This window comes from Photobacterium marinum, from assembly GCF_000331515.1.
GTDB classification, from domain to species: domain Bacteria; phylum Pseudomonadota; class Gammaproteobacteria; order Enterobacterales; family Vibrionaceae; genus Photobacterium; species Photobacterium marinum.
Map to the genome: position 1 here is coordinate 228,715 of NZ_AMZO01000002.1, position 19,664 is coordinate 248,378.

Annotated in this window: 20 protein-coding genes; 12 read left to right on the plus strand and 8 right to left on the minus strand. The window is 47.8% G+C overall.

The window, feature by feature from the left end:
• Positions 1-15: 15 nt before the first annotated feature.
• From ihfB to C942_RS02415, 5 genes are all read left to right on the plus strand, one after another.
• Positions 16-306 (plus strand): integration host factor subunit beta, encoded by a 291-nt coding sequence (gene ihfB, locus C942_RS02395; protein ID WP_007462030.1) that lies wholly within the window; start codon positions 16-18, stop codon positions 304-306.
• Between the two features lie 130 nt (positions 307-436).
• Complete coding sequence (locus C942_RS02400) at positions 437-721, plus strand: LapA family protein (RefSeq protein WP_007462031.1); 285 nt, start codon at positions 437-439, stop codon at positions 719-721.
• Positions 722-727: 6 nt separating this feature from the next.
• Positions 728-1,897 carry a lipopolysaccharide assembly protein LapB gene (lapB, locus tag C942_RS02405; protein ID WP_007462032.1) on the plus strand — a complete coding sequence of 390 codons (1,170 nt, stop codon included), beginning with the start codon at positions 728-730 and terminating at the stop codon, positions 1,895-1,897.
• Between the two features lie 248 nt (positions 1,898-2,145).
• Positions 2,146-2,844 carry an orotidine-5'-phosphate decarboxylase gene (gene pyrF / locus C942_RS02410; protein ID WP_007462033.1) on the plus strand — a complete coding sequence of 233 codons (699 nt, stop codon included), beginning with the start codon at positions 2,146-2,148 and terminating at the stop codon, positions 2,842-2,844.
• A gap of 189 nt (positions 2,845-3,033) precedes the next feature.
• Positions 3,034-4,308 (plus strand): MgtC/SapB family protein, encoded by a 1,275-nt coding sequence (locus C942_RS02415; protein WP_007462034.1) that lies wholly within the window; start codon positions 3,034-3,036, stop codon positions 4,306-4,308.
• Positions 4,309-4,371: 63 nt separating this feature from the next.
• Here the strand turns inward: C942_RS02415 and C942_RS02420 are convergent, their stop codons facing one another.
• The 6 genes from C942_RS02420 to pspF all read right to left on the minus strand — a co-directional run bounded on the left by C942_RS02420 (position 4,372) and on the right by pspF (position 10,818).
• Positions 4,372-5,199, minus strand: coding sequence for a peptide ABC transporter ATP-binding protein (locus tag C942_RS02420; RefSeq protein ID WP_007462035.1), 828 nt, complete (start codon positions 5,197-5,199; stop codon positions 4,372-4,374).
• Complete coding sequence (locus tag C942_RS02425; RefSeq protein WP_007462037.1) at positions 5,196-6,197, minus strand: peptide ABC transporter ATP-binding protein; 1,002 nt, start codon at positions 6,195-6,197, stop codon at positions 5,196-5,198. Before C942_RS02425 ends, C942_RS02420 begins: the two co-directional genes overlap by 4 nt.
• Complete coding sequence (sapC, locus tag C942_RS02430) at positions 6,197-7,084, minus strand: putrescine export ABC transporter permease SapC (protein ID WP_007462039.1); 888 nt, start codon at positions 7,082-7,084, stop codon at positions 6,197-6,199. Before sapC ends, C942_RS02425 begins: the two co-directional genes overlap by 1 nt.
• Positions 7,071-8,033: an ABC transporter permease gene (locus C942_RS02435; RefSeq protein ID WP_007462049.1), complete on the minus strand. Its 963-nt coding sequence runs from the start codon at positions 8,031-8,033 to the stop codon at positions 7,071-7,073. Before C942_RS02435 ends, sapC begins: the two co-directional genes overlap by 14 nt.
• Before the next feature lie 8 nt (positions 8,034-8,041).
• Positions 8,042-9,661 carry an ABC transporter substrate-binding protein SapA gene (sapA, locus tag C942_RS02440; protein WP_036798494.1) on the minus strand — a complete coding sequence of 540 codons (1,620 nt, stop codon included), beginning with the start codon at positions 9,659-9,661 and terminating at the stop codon, positions 8,042-8,044.
• Positions 9,662-9,810: 149 nt separating this feature from the next.
• On the minus strand, positions 9,811-10,818 hold the full coding sequence (gene pspF / locus C942_RS02445) for a phage shock protein operon transcriptional activator (protein WP_007462052.1): 1,008 nt from the start codon (positions 10,816-10,818) through the stop codon (positions 9,811-9,813).
• Positions 10,819-11,016: 198 nt separating this feature from the next.
• Here pspF and pspA point away from each other — a divergent pair, with 198 nt between their 5' ends.
• The 6 genes from pspA to tyrR all read left to right on the plus strand — a co-directional run bounded on the left by pspA (position 11,017) and on the right by tyrR (position 16,706).
• On the plus strand, positions 11,017-11,682 hold the full coding sequence (pspA, locus tag C942_RS02450) for a phage shock protein PspA (protein WP_007462053.1): 666 nt from the start codon (positions 11,017-11,019) through the stop codon (positions 11,680-11,682).
• Between the two features lie 49 nt (positions 11,683-11,731).
• Positions 11,732-11,956 carry an envelope stress response membrane protein PspB gene (gene pspB / locus C942_RS02455; RefSeq protein WP_007462054.1) on the plus strand — a complete coding sequence of 75 codons (225 nt, stop codon included), beginning with the start codon at positions 11,732-11,734 and terminating at the stop codon, positions 11,954-11,956.
• The gene (gene pspC / locus C942_RS02460) at positions 11,953-12,339 is read left to right on the plus strand and encodes an envelope stress response membrane protein PspC (RefSeq protein ID WP_036798397.1); all 387 of its coding nucleotides are present in this window, start codon (positions 11,953-11,955) and stop codon (positions 12,337-12,339) included. The genes pspB and pspC overlap by 4 nt, the downstream gene beginning before the upstream one ends.
• A gap of 141 nt (positions 12,340-12,480) precedes the next feature.
• The gene (locus C942_RS02465) at positions 12,481-13,878 is read left to right on the plus strand and encodes a YcjX family GTP-binding protein (RefSeq protein ID WP_007462056.1); all 1,398 of its coding nucleotides are present in this window, start codon (positions 12,481-12,483) and stop codon (positions 13,876-13,878) included.
• On the plus strand, positions 13,875-14,903 hold the full coding sequence (locus C942_RS02470; protein ID WP_007462057.1) for a YcjF family protein: 1,029 nt from the start codon (positions 13,875-13,877) through the stop codon (positions 14,901-14,903). The genes C942_RS02465 and C942_RS02470 overlap by 4 nt, the downstream gene beginning before the upstream one ends.
• Before the next feature lie 267 nt (positions 14,904-15,170).
• On the plus strand, positions 15,171-16,706 hold the full coding sequence (gene tyrR / locus C942_RS02475; RefSeq protein WP_007462060.1) for a transcriptional regulator TyrR: 1,536 nt from the start codon (positions 15,171-15,173) through the stop codon (positions 16,704-16,706).
• Positions 16,707-16,789: 83 nt separating this feature from the next.
• On the opposite strand, the gene C942_RS02480 is transcribed toward tyrR, so the two are convergent.
• Positions 16,790-17,293: a methylated-DNA--[protein]-cysteine S-methyltransferase gene (locus C942_RS02480; RefSeq protein ID WP_232428124.1), complete on the minus strand. Its 504-nt coding sequence runs from the start codon at positions 17,291-17,293 to the stop codon at positions 16,790-16,792.
• Between the two features lie 172 nt (positions 17,294-17,465).
• On the opposite strand from C942_RS02480, the gene rimJ reads away from it, so the two are divergent.
• Positions 17,466-18,050: a ribosomal protein S5-alanine N-acetyltransferase gene (gene rimJ / locus C942_RS02485; RefSeq protein WP_007462064.1), complete on the plus strand. Its 585-nt coding sequence runs from the start codon at positions 17,466-17,468 to the stop codon at positions 18,048-18,050.
• 57 nt (positions 18,051-18,107) lie between these two features.
• Here rimJ and pyk read toward each other — a convergent pair whose 3' ends face one another.
• A complete protein-coding gene (pyk, locus tag C942_RS02490) occupies positions 18,108-19,553 on the minus strand; it encodes a pyruvate kinase (RefSeq protein WP_007462066.1) in 1,446 nt (481 codons plus the stop codon).
• Positions 19,554-19,664 lie beyond the last annotated feature (111 nt).

A 19,664-nucleotide genomic window follows, 5' to 3' on the forward strand; every position in this document is an offset into this window, starting at 1 on the left:
AAAGACGGAGTGTTTATGACAAAGTCTGAATTGATTGAAAGGCTGTGTAGTCAACAAACACATCTTTCTGCCAAACAGGTAGAAGATGCAATCAAGGAAATCCTTGAGCACATGGCGACCACTCTTGAAGAGGGTGATCGTATTGAGATCCGTGGCTTTGGTAGCTTCTCATTGCATTACCGTGCTCCACGTGTAGGTCGTAACCCAAAAACTGGTGATAAGGTTGAGTTGGACGGCAAGTACGTTCCTCACTTCAAACCAGGTAAGGAATTACGTGACCGGGTTAACACAGCTTTTGCTGGCTAACCACACATAGAACAAAAAAACGGCATGCTGATAGTATGCCGTTTTTTTATGTCTATAGATCATGGTCTGACGAGTGAAAATCTTGCATAATCAACCAATCAAACTTTTGATCAAGTGATAAGGATTCACGATGAAGATACTTAGCATTCTTGTATTAGTTGTCTGCTTTTTGGTTACATTGGCGCTTGGTGCGCAAAACCAACAGCTGGTCAACTTTGATTTTCTGATAGCTCAAGGTGAGTTCCAATTATCTACTCTACTTGGTATCGCATTTGGTGCCGGTTTTGCTATTGGTTGGTTGATTTGCGGTACGCTTTACCTGAAGGCGCGTTTTTCTAAAAATCGTCTGAGCAAGAAAGTACAAAAGCAGCAAAAAGAGCTGGATCAGCTTCGTGCAGAGCCTGTTAAGGAATAATCGTTAATGCTAGAGCTGTTGTTCCTGTTACTTCCAATTGCAGCTGCTTATGGCTGGTACATGGGTAACAGGAGCGCTAGTAACAAACAACAGGAGCAGTCGCATCACATGTCACGCCAGTATGTAACTGGCTTGAACTTGCTGTTGTCTGATCAGTCAGACAAGGCTGTTGATGTATTCATAGAGCTGCTCCAGGTTGATAGTGAAACTATTGATACTCACCTTGCTTTGGGGAATCTGTTCCGAAGCAGGGGTGAAGTTGATCGCGCTATTCGTATTCACCAGAACCTGATTGCCCGCCCTAATCTGACTATTGATCAACGTAACCTGGCGTTGCAGCAGTTAGCTAAGGACTATATGGTCGCAGGCTTCCTTGATCGTGCTGAAAAAATCTTCGAGCAGCTTTTGGATGAGCCGGACCACCGTAAAGGGGCATTGAAGCAGTTGCTGACTATTTATCAGCAAACCCGCGAGTGGGAAAAGGCTATTGAGATGGCGACCCAACTGGTTAAGATGGGTAAGCCTGAACTTAAGCATGACATCGCTCATTACTGGTGTGAAATGGCGATGTTGGAAATGAGCGCACTGAATTCGGATAAAGCACGACAGTTCCTCAAAAAAGCCCTTTCAGCGGATAAAACTTGTGTACGGGCATCTATCATGATGGCTAAAATCATGATCAGTGCAGAAGAATACAAGGCAGCGACTAAACAGCTGGAGCGTGTTGCTGAGCAGGATATTGATTACGTCAGTGAAACATTGCCGATGCTGTTGCAATGCTATGAAGCCATGAATAATGAGACCGGTTGGCTGAAGTATCTTCGTCATTGCGTTGACCTTAAGGCGGGTGCTACTGCTGAATTGATGCTGGCAGATGAAATTTCTAAGCATGAAGGTTCGATCGTTGCTCAGGCATTTATGACCAGGCAGCTGACTAAAAACCCGACTATGAAAGGATTTTATCAGTTGATGGACTACCATCTGGATGAAGCTGAAGAAGGCCGGGCAAAAGATAGTCTTGGTACTCTGCGAGAGCTGGTTGGTGAGCAGTTGAAGATTAAACCGCATTTCCGCTGTCGTAAGTGTGGGTTTGCGACTCATTCGCTCTATTGGCAATGCCCGTCGTGTAAAGGCTGGGGAGCAGTGAAACCAATCCGTGGCTTGGATGGCGAATAAAATGAATTATCGAAAAACCCGTTCGTAATCCGAACGGGTTTTTTATTATCTAATGAAAGTAAAAAAGCAGACAACTGGATTTAAATAATCTCATTTGAACAAACGATTGGCCTATCAAGAAAAGTGTTACTTTCAAGTCTTACGAACAAATATTTAATAAGTACTCGAAAAAATACAAATTTACTGTACAATCCTGACCGCGCTCAGGAAGCTGGGTATGTTTGACCTATAACTAAGCAGGAGATGCCATGTTGGATCCAAAAGTGATTGTCGCTCTCGACTACCCAAGTCAAGATGAGGCTTTAGCCTTTGTTGACCGGATTGAACCGGGAAGTTGTCGACTTAAAGTTGGCAAAGAGATGTTTACTTTATATGGCCCCGACTTTGTGCGTAAACTGCATAATCGGGGCCATTCTGTATTCCTTGATTTAAAATTCCACGATATTCCGAACACCTGTTCCCGCGCGGTTGCAGCAGCTGCTGAGTTGGGTGTATGGATGGTGAATGTTCATGCCAGCGGCGGTGAGCGGATGATGGCGGCGTCGCGTGAAATTCTTGAACCGTATGGTAAAGATCGTCCGCTGCTTATTGGCGTAACGGTACTGACCAGTATGGATGAGTCTGACCTTGCCGGTATTGGTATTCAGCGAGAGCCTCGTGAGCATGTACTTAGTCTGGCAACATTAGCTAAGAACAGTGGCTTGGATGGTGTTGTCTGTTCTGCTCAGGAAGCGACGATGCTGAAGGGCAATCTTGGTCAGGAATTCAAGTTGGTTACACCGGGCATTCGTCCGGCTGGCAGCGCGGCAGGAGATCAGCGCCGTGTTATGACTCCGGTAGAAGCGGTGCAGGCTGGTTCAGACTATTTGGTAATCGGTCGTCCTATTACTCAGGCTACAGACCCTGCGGCTGTGCTGGCAGAAATCAATAAGTCCCTGTCAAAATAAAGTAAGTCTTTACTTCTATATCTCTAGCGTCCGAATTTTATCGGGCGCTTTTTATTTCCCGAATATCGTGCTGACGTCACGAAACAATCAAATACTCCTCATATAGCCCGCATTTGCTGTAAGTATTTACATACAATTATTTATAGTTCTCTTTTGTGCCATTGATGCATTTTGCCGGGGAGGGCCGAAATGGATTTGGCCATCGACATAGATTCTCCATTCTGGCGTTTGGGGATTGCGTTACTCTTAGGGGCGCTGATTGGTACTCAGCGCGGATGGGTTCACCGTAAGGAAGCTTCCGGGTTAAGAATTGCCGGAATAAGGACTTACTCGCTTATCGGGCTGATGGGAGGAATATGCGGGCTGTTAACGGAACTGTATTCTGAGCTGATTCTGGCATTTTCCTTTTTAGGTTTATCATTATTAATCGTAATTGCGTATATCCGGAGCCAAAAGGTTAAAACCAATCTTAGTATTACCGGACTTATTGGTATGTTGGTGACTTTTTTGCTCGGTAGTCTGACCGTTGTGGGTGATCCGGTCCTTGCGGCATCAGTCGCTGTGATTACCGCGATCATTTTAGATAACAAAGAAGAGCTGCATTCGGCTTTATTGAAGTTGCAGGAATATGAGCTTGATGCAGCCTTGCGTCTGCTGTTGATTTCTGTGGTGATGTTGCCGCTACTTCCCAATCAGGGGATGGGGCCATGGGAAGCAATTAATCCTTATGAGATTTGGTGGATGGTCGTTTTGATCGCCAGCATTTCTTTTGTTGGATACTTTGCCATCAAAATAGGCGGTACAGAGAAAGGGATTTTATTTACCTGTTTGTTTGCCGGGTTGAGTTCATCTACTGCACTGACATTGCAATTTGCCAATCTTTCCAAGCAACAAAAGCAGCTTAGTGGCTTGCTTGCCTGTGGGATTCTTATTAGTTGCGGTACCATGTTTCCACGGATTTTATTTGTTTGCTCGGTGATAAATTACGCGCTGGTTGATTTGCTGTGGTGGCCGATGCTTCTGATGATGATAGGTTTTTACTTACCTGCATTTTGGATTTGGCATCGGGTAGAGGTTAAAGGTGAAACCGCTCCGGAAGTTAAACAGAATCCCCTGGCGCTTTCTTCTGCGATGTTTTTCGGCTTAGTATTGTTGGTGATTATGTTACTTTCAAGTGCATTGCAGGAGTGGTTTGGTAATGCCGGTACACTGACACTGGCTGCCATTTCCGGCATTACAGATGTGGATGCGATTACTCTGGCACTTGGCAGGCAGAGTGCCAATAATGGGGTTTTGGTAACAACTGCGTTTCTAGCTATTTTTATTGCTTCAGCGATAAACAGCTTGGTGAAAATGGTGATGGCAAGTGTTATCGGCGGCAGTGAAATGCGTCGTTATGTTATTGGTCCAATTACAGGTTCGGTATGCATTGGAGCGGTCAGCGTGTGGTTATCATATGCTTGATGAACCAAGGGGATATCTGAAAAGAAAACGGGCCGTACAGCCCGTTTTTTAGTTTATATACCTTTATGGGCACTCGATTTTTGGTGTGCCGCTGCTGATGCGGTTAGTTCTGTCGTGTGACGGTGCCGTGAAATGGCTGTCGAGTAGTTTTTGCGTCAGTGAGTGTTGAGGGTTCATAAACACTTCTTCAGTGGTTCCCTGTTCAACGACTTCGCCTTTTTGCATTACCATAACTTTGTCGGAGAAGTGCTTAATCACTCCCATATGCTGGGATACGTAGATATAAGACAGCCCCATTTCTTCCTGCAGCTCCAGCAGCAGGTTAATGATCTGCGAGCGCATTGACATATCCAGACCGTTCAATGCTTCATCAGCGACGATAATACAAGGCTGCAGGATTAGTGCGCGGGCCAGCGATACGCGCTGTTTCTGTCCGGTTGCCAGCATCTGTGGGTAGAAGTAAGCGTGTTCCGGCAGCAGACCGACACGCTTTAGTGTCATCATGATCCGGCGCTCACGAGCCTGTGGCGTCATATTAGTATTACGCTTAAGCGGCCCTTCCAGAATCTTACCTATCTGAATACGTGGATTGAGCGATGTATTGGGATCCTGGAAGATCATGCGGATCAGCTTGCAGCGGGTTTCAAAATCATTTGGTTCCAGCGGTTCGCCATTAACCCTGATGATACCTTCGGTTGGCTCAACTACGCCGGAGAGCATTTTGGCCAGGGTTGATTTGCCAGAACCGTTTTCACCAATGAATGCCATGGTTTCACCGGCTTCCAGCGAAAAGGAGACTGGTTTGACCGCTTCAATCGTCCGGCGTCGGAACAGTCCTGAACGGTAGTGATAGTCTTTTTTAAGGTTCTCTACCTCAAGTAGTGCACTCACTTTTTCGTCTCCTCCATATTCAGCGGAAAGTGACAGCTGAATTTATGGTTTTTGATCTTGCGTCTTTTGGGTACTTCAACACATTTTCGCTGGGCATATGGACATCTCGGGCCCAGGCGGCAGCCAATTGGTAGGTGCTGAAGGGGAGGTATAGAACCGGGAAGCGTTGCCAGTTTGCACTTATGAGGCAGAACATCCACATTGAAATCCGGCATAGCACGCAGCAGGGCATCGGTATACGGATGGTGTGGTGATTCCAGAAGTTGCTGGCGGCTGCCGGACTCAACTGACTGGCCGCAATACATAACTGTAATTCTGTCTGCCCATTGAGTGACGGTGGTCAGGTCGTGGCTGACCAGCATAATCGTGGTATTGCCGAGCTGGTTCATCCGGCTCAGCAGTCGGAAGATTTGTGCCTGAGTGATAGGGTCAAGGTCATTGGTTGGCTCATCGGCAATCAGCAGGCGAGGGCGGTTGGCAATCGCCATTGCAATCATCACCTTCTGGCATTCACCGTCAGTCAGCTCATACGGGTAACTTCTCATTACCCGCTTGTGTTCCTTGATCCCGACTTTGTGTAGCAGGGCAATAGCTTGTTTCTGGCGCCACTGGAATCGCTGCCACCAGTGGCCACTGAATGATGCCGAAGGAATCGCTTCTTCCAGCTGCTCCCCGACTCGTTCAGACGGATCAAGACATGACGAAGGTTCCTGGAAAATCATCGCAATCTCACGGCCGACGATTTTGCGTCGTTCACGAGGGGAAAGGGACAACAGATCAACGTCACCCAGTCGCAAACGGTCAGCACTGACCCGCCAGTTGTCTTTTTCTACACCAGCAATCGCTTTAGCTACCAAGCTCTTACCTGAACCGGATTCACCCACTAGGCCTCGGATTTCGCCTTCATTGATGGTCAGGCTCATGCGATCAACAGCCTTAACCATCCCTTGTGGTGTATCAATTTCGATGGTCAGGTTACGAATATCTAATAATGGCATTAATCAATCCCCGCATTTATTGCCTGGCGGAGTCCTTCACCTACTAAGTTTATAACCAATACGCTGAAAGTAATGGCGAGTCCCGGTAGAGTAACTGTCCATGGAGCCAGATAGATCAGCTCGATGGAGTCTCCCAGCATCGCGCCCCATTCCGGTGACGGAGCCTGGGCTCCAAGGCCGAGAAAGCCAAGCGCAGTAATATCCAGGATGGCAATGGAGATCGCCCTGGTCATCTCATTGGTAATGACGGTCAGGATATTAGGCAGAATGGAGTTGTACAGTAGGTAGAAACTGTTAGCGCCGTCAAGACGGGCCGCAATGATGTAGTCCTTTTCTACTTCTGCGTGTACTGCGGTGTAAATGGCACGGATAAAACGTGGGATCAATGCCAGCCAGATTGCCAGCAGGATATTAGTTTCGCCCGGGCCTAAATAGGCAACCACAATAATGGCGAGCAATAGCGATGGAATCGACATTACTGTATCCAGCAAGTGGTTCAGGATACTGGATTTAAAGCCGCGGGTCATACCAGCGGTGACACCGATCAGAATGCCGATAACACTGGAAGCAAAGGCAATCAGTAAGGCATAACCGAAAGTCAGCTGTGAACCAAGGATCAGGCGGCTCAGAATATCCCGGCCTAGATCATCGGTACCGAAGAAATATTCTACGCGGCCGTGGAGATCCCACGATGGTGGCATCAATAGCTCACCGACCTGCTGGAATGGTGTATAAGGAGCCAGCCATTGGGCCAACAGGGTGATCAGTAGCAGGAAGAATAGACACCATAGTCCGAACATTGCCAGTGAATTGGCGCGGAAGTTCTGCCATGCCCGCTCCCACTGGGTTGGGATTTTCTGCTCCTGGTAAATGTTACTTGATAGCATACCATTCCTTCCTTACGAGCGGGTTTACAAAGGCACCGGTAAGATCTGACAGAATGTTTGCCAGCAGAATAAAGCTACCGACGGTGATAACACCGGCCTGAATTGCGACATAATTTTGCTCGGCAATGGCATTAAGCAGCCAGCGGCCGATTCCCGGCCAGTTGAAAATTGATTCAGTCAGCATGGCAAACGTCATCATGGTTGAGAACTGCATACCCAGTTTCGGAATAATCGGCGGAATCGCGTTTTTCATCACATGGCGCATGATGATTTCAAACATCGACAAGCCTTTGGTTTGAGCTACCTTGATAAAGTTCTGGTTCATCACTTCTGCTACAGACGTGCGGGTCAGGCGGATAACTTCTGTCATCGGTGCCAAGGCCAATACTAAAGTCGGCAGAATCAGGTGCCGGATTGTATCCATCAGTGCTTCAGGGCGGTAAGGCTTGTCAGAGAGCATGACATCAATCAGGCCGACACCTGTGACATGGTCAATTTCATATAGCAGGCTGTATCGACCGGCAACCGGCAACCACTCCAATTGTTGAGAAAACAGCATGATAAGTAGAACAGCCAGCCAGAATAACGGAATCGAATAGCCTACCAGAGTGACAGAGGAAATCGCGGTATCAACAAAGCGCCCACGCTTAACACCAGCTAGGGTGCCTAATGGGATGCCTGCAATCAATGATAGCGAGAAAGCAAAGAAACAGAGTTCCAGGGTGGCAGGGAAAACGACCAGCACTTCATTCAGGATCGGTTCTCCGGTCTGGCTTAGGCCAAGGTTGCCAGCCATCAGGTTTTGCAGGTAAATCGCCCAGCCATTCCAGAATGGCTGGCTGCTCCAGATGGAACTCTGATCGAGGCGCATCAGACTGAATCCGACCAGGGTCAGGATAACCATGGTGATCAGAAACAGGTTGAGGCGACGAATAGTATAAATAAACATGCTGTTAATTACTCGCTACGGTAGACACTTGAGAATGAGCGAGTACCGAAAGGACTCATTTGTAATCCACCCAGTGATTGATGATGAACCTGGAAATGAACACCGTGGGCCAGTGGAATAATCGGAACCTCGGTATCCAGGATATCCTGCGCAAGGTGATAGTAGTTCACCCGCAGATCCAGCTTGTTGGTGCGTGATGCAAGTTCCAGAAGGTTGTCGAAACCAACGTTACACCAGTTAGCTACATTCAGGCCGGCATGCCGGGCACTGCATGACAGCAACGGACGAAGGAAGTTGTCCGGGTCACCGTTATCAGCAATCCAGCCGGTCAACAGTAAATCACTCTCAGCAATGTCACTTTGGTCCATGCGATGAAAGGCTTCCTGGTTATAGATAGAAAGCTGAATGCCTACAGCATTGAGATCTGCCTGGATTAATTCTGCGGTTTTTCTCGGGCTCGGGTTATATGGTCTCGGTTCAAGTGATACCCACATTTTCAAATGCAGGCTTTTGTCGTAACCGGCCTCTTTCAATAACGCCAGTGCTTTAGCCGGGTCATAGTCAAGGGCTTTACTGTCATGGTTATAAGCCCAGGACATTGGTGGCAGAATACTTTTCGCTTTGGTTCCCGTGCCGTAGTAAACAGAATTCAGCAGGTTTTCGCGATTAATCGCAAGGTTAATCGCTTTTCGTACCCGAATATCTTTCAGGGTAGGCCTGTCATTATTGAGAGCGATAAAGGCTACATTCATCCCTGTTTGGGCAAGCAGCTCAAACTCATCATTGTCGCTGATGACTGGTAACTGACTGGCAACCGGAGAAGAGAGAACGTCACATTCTTGGCTCAGGAGCTTTGCCAGTGTACCTGTTCCTCGCGATGAGATATCAAATACGACTTGTTCCATCGGCGCGGCACCTTGCCAATAGCCCCAGTGTCGCTTCAGGCGGATCAGATCATTAGGAATATACTGAGATAAGTAGAATGGTCCTGTTCCGATTGGTTTCATGTCCAGTTGGTTTAGTGTTCCGGCTTTTAGCAACTGCTGAGCATATTCCTGTGAAAGAATAATGGCATAGCTGGTAGCCAGGTTTGACAGAAACGCATTGTCCGGTCGGGTTAAGGTGAATGTAACCGTATGGGAATCGATGAGCGTGATATCTTTAATCAGCTTGTTAAAGCCCTGACTTTCAAACCACGGATAACGTCCGCCAGAAACCTTATGATAAGGATGTTCCGGCTCGATGATACGTTTGAAACTGAAAACAACATCCTGGGCGTTAAGCTGACGGGATGGTTTGAACCATTCGGTTGACTGGAATTCTATGCCTTTACGCAAAGAAAAGGTGTATTCCAACCCATCATCACTGATAGTCCAACTACGGGCCAGTGACGGCAGTGGCTGGTGGCTGACAGGATCAAGAACCAGCAGGCGATCGAAGATCTGCGATGCCAGAGTATCGGCAGTCAGTCCGCCGTCAGTAAGCTGAGGGTTAAAGGTTGTCGGCGTATCCTGCCCGCAATAGACGAAGCCGCGGCTGCGAATATTGCTGTCTTGGTGTGGCTCGGTACAGCCAATCAGGCTAAATAGCCCGAAACACGCAAGCAGTAGACGAGTATAGGCGCTCATAAAGAAAAAGGTTTTTTGAATACAAGAGGCTAAATTTACCATTATCCACCACTGTGACCAAGGTCTCTCCGAAAATAACCGCTCATATCCTAGTGATATACACCCGTCAGCGATGGTTACCTGCGGGTGATATTCTGTTGCAGAATCTTTTATTCTGAATTGCCAACAAGCTGATACTTGCGCAGCAAACCTCTGAGTTGATGGTAGCTTAATCCCAACAATTCAGCGGCTTTTCGCTGGTTAAACTTAGCTTCATTCATCGCTTTGTTGATTACATCAATTTCCTGCTCCTGCTGCCATTGGCGGAAATCAATCGGGAACTGAATTTCAGGGGAAGATGGTGACGGTTCCTCACCGGCTTCACTTGGGGCTGGATTGTCATGCCACGGAGCTCGAAAAGGATCGATAATGATGTGATCGACAGGCTCGTTCTCTTCACCGTGACGGAAAACCGAACGTTCGATGACGTTTTTTAGCTCCCGGATATTGCCTGGCCAGTGATAAGCCATCAGTTCTTTCTCGGCTTCTGAGGTAAAACCGGCGAAATAGGTAAAGCCCAGCTCGCGACACATTCTTACTGCGTAATATTCGGCCAGCGGCATAATATCTTCACGTCGCTCGCGAAGCGGTGGCAGATGAATAATATCAAAAGCGAGGCGATCTAACAGGTCTGCACGGAATTTTCGCTCTTCTGCCAGTTGGGGCAGGTTTTCGTTTGTTGCACAGATTAGTCTGACATTAGCCTGGCAGGTTTTGCTGCCACCAACTCGCTCATACTCGCCGTATTCAATGACTCGCAGCAATTTTTCCTGAACGCCAAGGGGCGCAGTGGCCAGTTCGTCAAGGAACAGTGTTCCGCCTTCTGCTCGCTCAAACCGTCCTTGATGGCGACCTTTCGCGCCAGTAAAAGAGCCGGCTTCATGACCAAACAGTTCAGAATCAATAACCCCTTCACTCAGTGCTGCGCAGTTAAGTGTCACCAGTGGCTGATCCCATCGTTTTGATAAATAGTGGATACGCTGGGCGATGAGTTCTTTGCCGGTTCCTCGCTCGCCCAGGATCAGGATTGGACGGTTAAGCGGGGCAAGGCGGGATGCTTGATCAAGAACCGCCAGAAATGGTTCCGACTCACCGATGAGGTTTTCCGTTTTCTGCATGGTCAATCTCGCTAACAGTTGGCGTATATAATCACACCATAGCACCTAATATTTGACCAATCAAAGCTAACTTTATGAAATATATTAGAAATAAAATCTGGCACAGAGATTGATATGTATAAGTAACTGAATGGTGACATATACCGAGAGCCTGTTCCCCGGAAAGTGCAGGCCCCAATCGACTGAAGGAGATTAATTATGGGTATCTTTTCTCGTTTCGCAGATATCGTGAATGCCAATGTCAACTCATTGCTTGATAAAGCGGAAGACCCGCAAAAAATGATCCGTCTTATCATCCAGGAGATGGAAGATACTCTGGTTGAAGTACGGACGTCTTCAGCAAGGGCTCTGGCTGATAAGAAAGAGCTGCAGCGCCGTATCGACTCTTTGCAGTCACAAATTGATGACTGGCAGCAGAAAGCAGGTTTGGCATTGCAAAAAGGTCGTGATGATTTGGCCCGTGCTGCATTGATTGAAAAACAGAAACTCAGCGATGTACTGCTTACTCTTAATGAAGAATACAAATTGGTGGAAGAAACCATCAACAAACTGAGTAATGAAGTGGCAGAGCTGGAGCGTAAGCTGCAGGAAACTCGTGCCCGTCAACAGGCATTGGTGATGCGTCATAAAGCTGCTGATAACCGTCGTGAAGTGCGCCGTCAGCTGGATACCGGCAAAGTCGATGAGGCGCTGTCTAAGTTTGAACAATACGAACGTCGTATTGATGAAATGGAAGCCGAAGCTGACAGCTACAAGCTGGGTCGCGGTAAGACTCTGGAGCAGGAATTTGCTGACTTGCAGGCTCAAGATGAAATTGAAAAAGAACTTGAGCGAATGAAAGCAAATATCAAGGAAAAAGAGTAAGCTAGTGACATTAATCAGGTTCCGCACGACACGAGGATGGAGGTAATTTATGAGTTGGATTGTATGGCCGCTGATGGCGTTTTTGATTTTCGTGGCGCCATTGTGGCTGATTCTGCATTACCGTAGTCAGCGCCAGGCTAGCAAGGGATTGTCGGGTGAGGAGCAGGAAAAGCTTCAGACCCTTGTGATGCGTGCGGAGCAGATGCAGGATCGCATCAAAACCCTGGAGCAGATTCTGGATGAGGAGGCTCCGCAATGGAGACAGCGCCGATGAATAAAACCCTGTACCGCGATCCGCAAAACGGGAAGATTAGTGGAGTTTGTGCCGGGATTGCCGAATACTTTGGAGTAGAGGTTTGGCTTGTCAGGATTCTCGCTGTGTCTTCTTTTCTGCTAGGTTTTGGTTTTATCACTCTGGTTGTTTACATCGCAGCCAGTCTGATCCTGGATAAAATGCCGGAAGAGCGCAGGCAGGAGCAAGATGCTCACCGCGAGCATACCATTAAACAGAAGTCCTGGCAGACGGGCCTTTCTTCCGAGCAGATTCTGTCAAATGTCGAGCATAAGCTGGATGATATGGAAGACGAGCTGCGTCAGATGGAAGCCTATGTGACGTCGTCAGCATTCCGGGTTTCGAGAGAGTTCAATAAGCTCTAGGTTCGCATTATTTATTTAAAAGCAGGCATCGCGCCTGCTTTTATTGTTGTCTCCCCCGCACAATATCCTGTCAGCATTATTCATCAGTGGTTAATGTAAGGAACGGTATTCTTTAATCAGAAGAATAAGTTAGGAAGCAGTATGAATCGAATTGGTAACGAGTTAAATAAAATAGTCAACCGTAGTCTTGATCGCCATGTTCGCCTTGCCGTTACCGGTTTGTCGCGAGCGGGTAAAACGGCTTTTATTACTTCACTTGTTAATCAGCTGCTTCATGTCAGTACCAACCCGCGACTTCCTCTGTTTTCAGCTGTTCGTGATGGTCATCTTCTCGGCGCTAAACGCGTGCCTCAGGCCGATATGCATGTACCAAAATTCGGTTATGACGAGGGGATGAATTCATTGCTGTCTTCGCCGCCGGAGTGGCCGGAGCCGACGCGGGATGTCAGTCAAACCCGGCTGGCACTGCGTTACAAGCCGCAAAAGGGACCGATGAAGCTGTTACAGGACACCGCTACTTTATATCTCGATATTGTTGATTATCCGGGAGAGTGGCTGTTGGATTTGCCATTACTGGAAATGGATTATTTAGCTTGGTCGCAGCAGCAGAAAAAGTTGCTGAAAGGCAGGCGAGAAGAGCTGGCGAGAGAATGGCTGGTGATGGCTGAGCAGATGGACCCGATGGCTCCTGCTGATGAAAAGCAGCTTGAGCAGTTGTCGGCGTTATTTACTGAATATCTATATAAATGTAAGGCGGAAGGTGGATTGCACTGGGTGCAGCCGGGGCGTTTCGTTTTGCCGGGCGAACTGGCAGGTGCGCCAGTATTACAGTTTTTCCCGTTTGTCTGGGCGAACAAATATTCAGAGCAACAGCTTCAGCAAGCCGATGAGCATACCAACTTCGGTGTATTGAAAAGTCGTTATAAATATTATCAGCAGCATGTTGTTAAAGGTTTCTACCGTGACCACTTTTCCAAGTTTGACCGTCAGATCATTCTTGTTGATTGTCTTCAGCCGTTAAATGCCGGTCCGGAATCCTTTAATGATATGCGGCAGGCGCTGGATCAGTTGATGCAGAGCTTTAAGTATGGCCGAAGTTCACTGCTGCGCCGTTTGTTGTCCCCTCGTATTGACAAGGTTCTGTTTGCCGCAACTAAGGCTGATCATGTGACGCCGGAGCAGCACCCGAATCTGGTGAGCCTGCTTCAGCAAATAGTGAACGATGCCTGGCAGACAGCTTCTTTTGAAGGGATAAAGATGGATTGCATCAGCCTGTCATCTATTCAGGCGACGGAGCCGGGCTTTGTCTCTTATCAGGGACAGCAGATGCCGGCATTACGTGGACATACTTTGACGGGGCAGGCGCAAACTTTGTTCCCGGGAGAAGTCCCCCGTCGATTGCCCAATGATGAATACTGGCAGGAACACGGATTTGATTTTGTAAACTTCCGTCCGTTAGAAATTCAAAGCGACGAGCCTATGCCGCATATCCGTATGGATAAAGTACTGGACTATCTGTTGGGAGATAAACTGCGATGAGCCCGCATTATAAGACCAAAATTTTGTTTGATGAGCCGAAAGAGCAGATGTCGAACCCGGAGCAAGAGCTGACTGCTCAGCAACAGTTTACCGGTGAGAGTAAATTTGTGCCGGAAGCGGTAACAGAGCCGGATGTTGAAGAGCAACTGGCGCAAACACTGGCAAGTAAACCGAAGCGAAGCGGACGCTGGTTTAAGGGAATTTTGGTTGCCGGTTCTGTGATGACGGGCTGGCAAACTCTGGATTATGTAGTTACGGCGTACCAGAGTGCTGACTGGCTGGCATTGGGCTGGAGCACTATTGTTGCTGCCGTTGCCGCGACCGGAATTACCGCCCTGGGACGTGAAATAGTGAAGCTTGGCCGTCTTAAGCAGCGTCAGTCTGAGCGAGAACAGGCACAGCAACTGCTTGAGGCTGATGGTATCGGCCAAGGTAAGGCATTCTGCATGAAGCTGGCCCGGCAAAGTGCGATTCATGAAGATCATGCCGGCTATGATCGCTGGATTCAGTCGCTAGCCGCTACTCATAATGATCGCGAAGTCTTGGAGTTGTACAACCAAATGGTACTGGTTCATCAGGACAAGTTGGCACGTCGGCTGGTTGCTAAATATTCCAGTGAAGCTGCGGTTATGGTTGCTGTCAGCCCGTTGGCTGTCGCTGATATGTTGCTGGTGGCATGGCGCAATTTCAAACTTATTGAGCAAGTAGCTGCGGTTTACGGCGTTGAGCTTGGCTACTGGTCGCGGATCCGGCTGGTGAAGCTGGTTCTGGCGAACATGGCGGTAGCCGGTGCAACTGAAGTTATTGCTGATACAGGGATGGATATGTTGTCTATGGATCTGGCCGGGCGAATGTCCACTCGTGTTGCTCAGGGAGTAGGTGTCGGTTTGCTGACCGGACGACTTGGACTGAAGGCAATCAGCCTGATGCGTCCTTTGCCGTGGCAGGCTGATCAGCAGCCGAAGTTAAGTGAAATCCGTAAAGATCTGGTGTTACGCTTGACCGGGCAGCAAAAAGACACTTGATATCAAGCCTAAAATTAATAAGCCGATTGGAAATAATTCTGTCGGCTTTTTTCATCCTCTTTTTGCTTCATTCCCATAATACTTTGAAAACACCATTGAAAATCACACCATTATTGATGATAAAGTAGTCAATCATCGCTACCAGCGTGCTGAACCTCTCAACGTATTACAACAGTGACTTGACTCGAAAACAGAGCAGGCGCAAACTTCCATTGTGTCAACAATTCCTGACACTTTGTGAGAAAAGAATTTTAGAAGGCGTGTGTTATGAGGCTTCAAGTCTTTTGTGAAGACCGACTTGGTATAACCCGTGAGTTGTTGGATATTCTGACCAGCCAGCAAATTGATTTGCGTGGCATTGAGATTGACCGTGTTGGGATCATTTACCTCAACTGCCCGGAAATTGAGTTTGAACAGTTCAGTCAGTTGATGTCGCAGATCCGCCAGCTGGATGGGGTGACTGATGTACGTAAAATTCAGTTCATGCCAAGCGAGCGCGAACATAAAGAGCTGAAGGCACTGCTTGAGACCTTGCCGGATCCTTTCTTTTCGATCAATTTGCAGGGTAAGGTCGATCTTGCTAATGATGCCGCCGAAGCTCTGATGGGGAAAAAACGCGGCGATATTGTTGGTGAGAATATTCAGTCTCTGCTTGGTTTTAACTTCCAGCACTGGCTGGAAAAAGACGAAGCAGCTTCGCGTAGCGAAATGATGGTGATTGCCGGGCTTGATTACATGATGGATATCATGCCGGTTTACGTTGCCGATGAGAGTGAAACTCAGGTACTTGCCAGTGCGATGATTCTGCTGAAATCCCTTTCTGAAGCCAAAATGCCGGTTGCCATGCGCAAGTTCAGCGGTGATAACGGTTTTGAACATTTGGTAGGGCAGTCATCCCGCTTTAAACATATGCTGGCCCAGGCCAAAAAGCTGGCATTGCTTGATGCACCATTGTTGATTCAGGGTGAAACCGGTACAGGTAAAGAAATGCTGGCCCGTGCCTGCCATCAGCGCTCTATGAGACGCGATAAGCCGTTCATGCTGGTTAACTGTGTTTCTATGCCGGACAATGCCGCTGAAACCGAGCTGTTTGGTTATGCTGGCAATGCAAATGAACCGGGTAAGAAAGGGATCTTTGAGCAGGCTGACGGAGGAACGGTATTCCTTTATGAAGTCGGGGAAATGTCAACGCACTTGCAGATAAAATTGTTGCGCTTCCTTCAGGACGGCACCTTCCGTCGTGTCGGTGAAGAAAAAGAGATGAAGGTTGATATCCGGGTGATCTGTTCAACCCAGAAGAAGTTGCCGGATCTGGTTGCTTCAGGTGATTTCCGTGAGGATTTGTATTATCGCTTGAATGTTCTGCCGCTGGTTGTTCCGCCGTTGCGAGAGCGAACGGCTGATATCGTACCGCTGGCTGATCTTTTCCTAGCGCAGTTTGCCCAGGAGCTGCAACAGTCCAAACCGATTATTTCAGATGAGCTTGCCCAGTATCTGAGTCAGTATGCGTGGCCGGGTAATATCAGGCAGTTACGTAATGTACTGTTCCGAGCTATGACTCAGGTGGAAGGCAATGAAGTCACTGTGGATGATGTTCAACTGCCGGAGAATGAATCGGCTGGCATTATTAGCGAGGAAACGCTTGACGGGACACTGGATGAAATCATGAAGCGTTATGAGTCCGGTATTCTGAACAATCTCTATCGTAGTTATCCGTCAACTCGTAAGTTGGCGAAAAGGCTGGGAGTTTCTCATACCGCCGTGGCGAATAAACTGCGGGAATATGGTATCAATAAGCGCTGATTGTATAAGGTGAATGATAGATAAATTGACGACAAAAAGGAGGCTAAGCCTCCTTTTTGTGTATTTCAGTACCATTGGTTGCATCAGGCGGAATCTTTTTCAGGCTGTTGTAATACGAGTTTTCCGGCTTCCAGAGCTCTCAATAGCAAGACAAACTGTTTACCATAGCGGCTGCCGACTAACTGGTTATTTTCATTTTGAACCCGGTGGCTGGGGATTATGATAGGTATCGGATTGACGTTTTTGACCATGCCGATAGCCTGAATAGCATTGGGATGATGAATCTTTTCGGCTAGTTGCGGGTAAGTGGCGGTTGAGCCGTAGGGGATCTCTGATATTGCTTTCCATACTTGTTGTTGGAACTGACTGCCTTGAGGGGCGAGGGGGAGAGTGAAGGTTTTACGTTGTCCCTGGAAATATTGTTCAAGCTGGTGGATATATTCCTTCATGAAGTCCGGATTGTGTTCCCAACTACTGTCGGGGCTGAATCCACCACTTCCGATTGTTAGTTGCCGGAGTCCCTGGCTATCGGCAAGTAGATAGATTTTTCCTAATATCGTATTGAGGTAGTCGTAAAACATAGTCATTACTATCCTGTCGGAGGATTGATACTTGGGCATTTAAATCATAGTCCAGAAAAGCTACAGCAACAGGTAATTTACGATGTAAAACGTTATACCAGTCATGAGTTTACGAGAGTATTGATGTATTCTGTTTGCAGGCCGTTTTACTAACTTGATATTTGAAAGGTGAGGTGCGTTGTTTCATTCAATCATTAATCGCTCTCCGGCTATTGTCGTTGGTGACTTTAAAGTTCGGTTAATTACGACTAAAGATGTTCATCAAATCACAGCGTACTACCAAAGAAACAGGGCCTACCTGCAACCGTGGGAGCCGCTGCGAGATGAAGCTTTCTTTACTGAAGCTGGCTGGAGCAAGCGTTTAAACCAGCTATCAGAGCTACATAAGCATAAGCTGGCTTATTATTTTGTGATTGTCCGGAAAGGCTCGAATGAAATTTGCGGCGTGATTAATTTCAGCAACCTGGTCAGGCATCCGTTTTATGCCTGCCATGTCGGCTATTCGCTTGATGAAAATTGTCAGGGGAAAGGTGTTATGCGCCGGGCGTTGAATGCAGCGGTGGAGTGGATGTTCGAAGAGCAGCACTTTCATCGTGTGATGGCAGCGTATATGCCAAGGAATAAACGCAGTGAAGCTGTATTGAAAGCTGCCGGCTTTGAAAAAGAAGGGACGGCAAAAGACTATCTTCTGATTAATGGTCGCTGGGAAGATCATATTCTGACTGCGCGGATTAATCCTCACTGGAACCAGCCATTGCTGTAATTTCCATGTGGTAATCAGCAAGCGAGAATTCTTTGATAAAATTCTCGCTTCTCGCTTCTATTCGACTATCAGTATTCGCATGTTGTTGGTTGAGCCGATAATATCCATTTCATCACCCTGAGTAATGATGACCAGCTCACCTGCTGACAGAAATCCACCTTCTTTCAGTACAGCAATCGCATGTTTGGCAGCGGCTAGCCCGGCGTCACTGTCACGGTCAAAATAGACCGGTGTAACACCGCGGTACAGTGCAGCACGGTTGAGTGTTCCTTCATTGCGGGACATGGCAAAGATAGGAAGCCCTGAAGAAATTCTCGACATCATCAGTGGCGTACGGCCCGATTCAGTCATTGCTATCATTGCCTTAACACCTTCCATATGGTTTGCCGCATACATGGTCGACATGGCTATGGTTTCTTCTGTCGATGTAAAGGTTTTATCCAACCGGTGCGTAGAAACATTAATGCTAGGTTCTTTTTCAGCGCCAAGGCAGACACTGGCCATTGCTTTTACGGTTTCTTCTGGGTACTGGCCGGCAGCGGTTTCTGCCGAGAGCATTACTGCATCGGTTCCGTCCAGCACGGCATTTGCCACGTCCATAACTTCAGCACGGGTTGGCATCGGGCTGGTGATCATCGACTCCATCATCTGGGTGGCTGTAATAACTGTCCGATTCAGGCTGCGTGCCCGGCGGATGAGCTTTTTCTGTACGCCGACTAATTCAGGATCACCAATCTCAACCCCTAAGTCACCCCGGGCAACCATAACGGCATCAGAAGCCATGATAATGTCATCCATTGCCTCTGTTGTGGCTACAGCTTCTGCACGCTCGACTTTTGCGACCAACCTGGCATCCAGACCCGCATCTGTTGCCAGGCGTCGGGCATATTTCATATCTTCGCCATTACGGGGGAAGGAGACGGCTAGATAATCTACTTTCATTGCCGCGGCGGTAATGATGTCAGCTTTATCCTTTTCTGTCAGAGCTTCAGCAGACAGGCCGCCGCCTTTTTTGTTAATGCCTTTATTGTTGGAAAGCGGGCCACCCACTGTCACTTCGGTATGGACTTTGTTGTCCTCGACTGAAGTAACTTTGAGCTGTACTCGGCCGTCATCAAGGAGCAGGACATCTCCCGGTATAACGTCCTTTGGCAGCTCTTTATAATCTAGGCCTACGGCATGTTGGTCGCCGTCGCCTTTGGGCAGGTCACTGTCGAGGGTGAACTTATCGCCAATAGCCAGATCTATTTTGTCGTTTTTGAAGGTAGATATACGAATTTTCGGCCCCTGGAGATCGCCCAGAATAGCAACATGCCTACCTAATTTAGCGGCTAATTCCCTTACGGTGTTGGTGCGCTTGATGTGATCTTCCGGGCTGCCGTGGGAAAAATTCATGCGAACGACGTTAGCTCCTGCAGCAATGATCTTTTCCAGATTATTATCGCGATCTGTTGCCGGACCCAAAGTAGTCACAATCTTGGTTCTTCTTAGCCTTTCTGACATGGGAAACTCCGTCTGTTTGTTCTGTGTCAGGTGTTTTAGTGAACATCATCTGACAGAAACTGAAGTCAATGAAAATGGTGGAACTTTACTACAGCCTCTCAGACGTAGCTG

What these genes read in the sequence shown, in the direction of transcription:
- C942_RS02480 (WP_232428124.1), bottom strand. Translation starts at nt 17,293, where the DNA reads ATGACTATGTTTTACGACTACCTCAATACGATATTAGGAAAAATCTAT.
- tyrR (WP_007462060.1), top strand. Translation starts at nt 15,171, where the DNA reads ATGAGGCTTCAAGTCTTTTGTGAAGACCGACTTGGTATAACCCGTGAG.
- lapB (WP_007462032.1), top strand. Translation starts at nt 728, where the DNA reads ATGCTAGAGCTGTTGTTCCTGTTACTTCCAATTGCAGCTGCTTATGGC.
- ihfB (WP_007462030.1), top strand. Translation starts at nt 16, where the DNA reads ATGACAAAGTCTGAATTGATTGAAAGGCTGTGTAGTCAACAAACACAT.
- C942_RS02470 (WP_007462057.1), top strand. Translation starts at nt 13,875, where the DNA reads ATGAGCCCGCATTATAAGACCAAAATTTTGTTTGATGAGCCGAAAGAG.
- sapC (WP_007462039.1), bottom strand. Translation starts at nt 7,084, where the DNA reads ATGCTATCAAGTAACATTTACCAGGAGCAGAAAATCCCAACCCAGTGG.
- C942_RS02415 (WP_007462034.1), top strand. Translation starts at nt 3,034, where the DNA reads ATGGATTTGGCCATCGACATAGATTCTCCATTCTGGCGTTTGGGGATT.
- pspC (WP_036798397.1), top strand. Translation starts at nt 11,953, where the DNA reads ATGAATAAAACCCTGTACCGCGATCCGCAAAACGGGAAGATTAGTGGA.
- pspA (WP_007462053.1), top strand. Translation starts at nt 11,017, where the DNA reads ATGGGTATCTTTTCTCGTTTCGCAGATATCGTGAATGCCAATGTCAAC.
- pyrF (WP_007462033.1), top strand. Translation starts at nt 2,146, where the DNA reads ATGTTGGATCCAAAAGTGATTGTCGCTCTCGACTACCCAAGTCAAGAT.
- C942_RS02425 (WP_007462037.1), bottom strand. Translation starts at nt 6,197, where the DNA reads ATGCCATTATTAGATATTCGTAACCTGACCATCGAAATTGATACACCA.
- pspB (WP_007462054.1), top strand. Translation starts at nt 11,732, where the DNA reads ATGAGTTGGATTGTATGGCCGCTGATGGCGTTTTTGATTTTCGTGGCG.
- C942_RS02435 (WP_007462049.1), bottom strand. Translation starts at nt 8,033, where the DNA reads ATGTTTATTTATACTATTCGTCGCCTCAACCTGTTTCTGATCACCATG.
- pyk (WP_007462066.1), bottom strand. Translation starts at nt 19,553, where the DNA reads ATGTCAGAAAGGCTAAGAAGAACCAAGATTGTGACTACTTTGGGTCCG.
- C942_RS02465 (WP_007462056.1), top strand. Translation starts at nt 12,481, where the DNA reads ATGAATCGAATTGGTAACGAGTTAAATAAAATAGTCAACCGTAGTCTT.
- pspF (WP_007462052.1), bottom strand. Translation starts at nt 10,818, where the DNA reads ATGCAGAAAACGGAAAACCTCATCGGTGAGTCGGAACCATTTCTGGCG.
- C942_RS02400 (WP_007462031.1), top strand. Translation starts at nt 437, where the DNA reads ATGAAGATACTTAGCATTCTTGTATTAGTTGTCTGCTTTTTGGTTACA.
- sapA (WP_036798494.1), bottom strand. Translation starts at nt 9,661, where the DNA reads ATGAGCGCCTATACTCGTCTACTGCTTGCGTGTTTCGGGCTATTTAGC.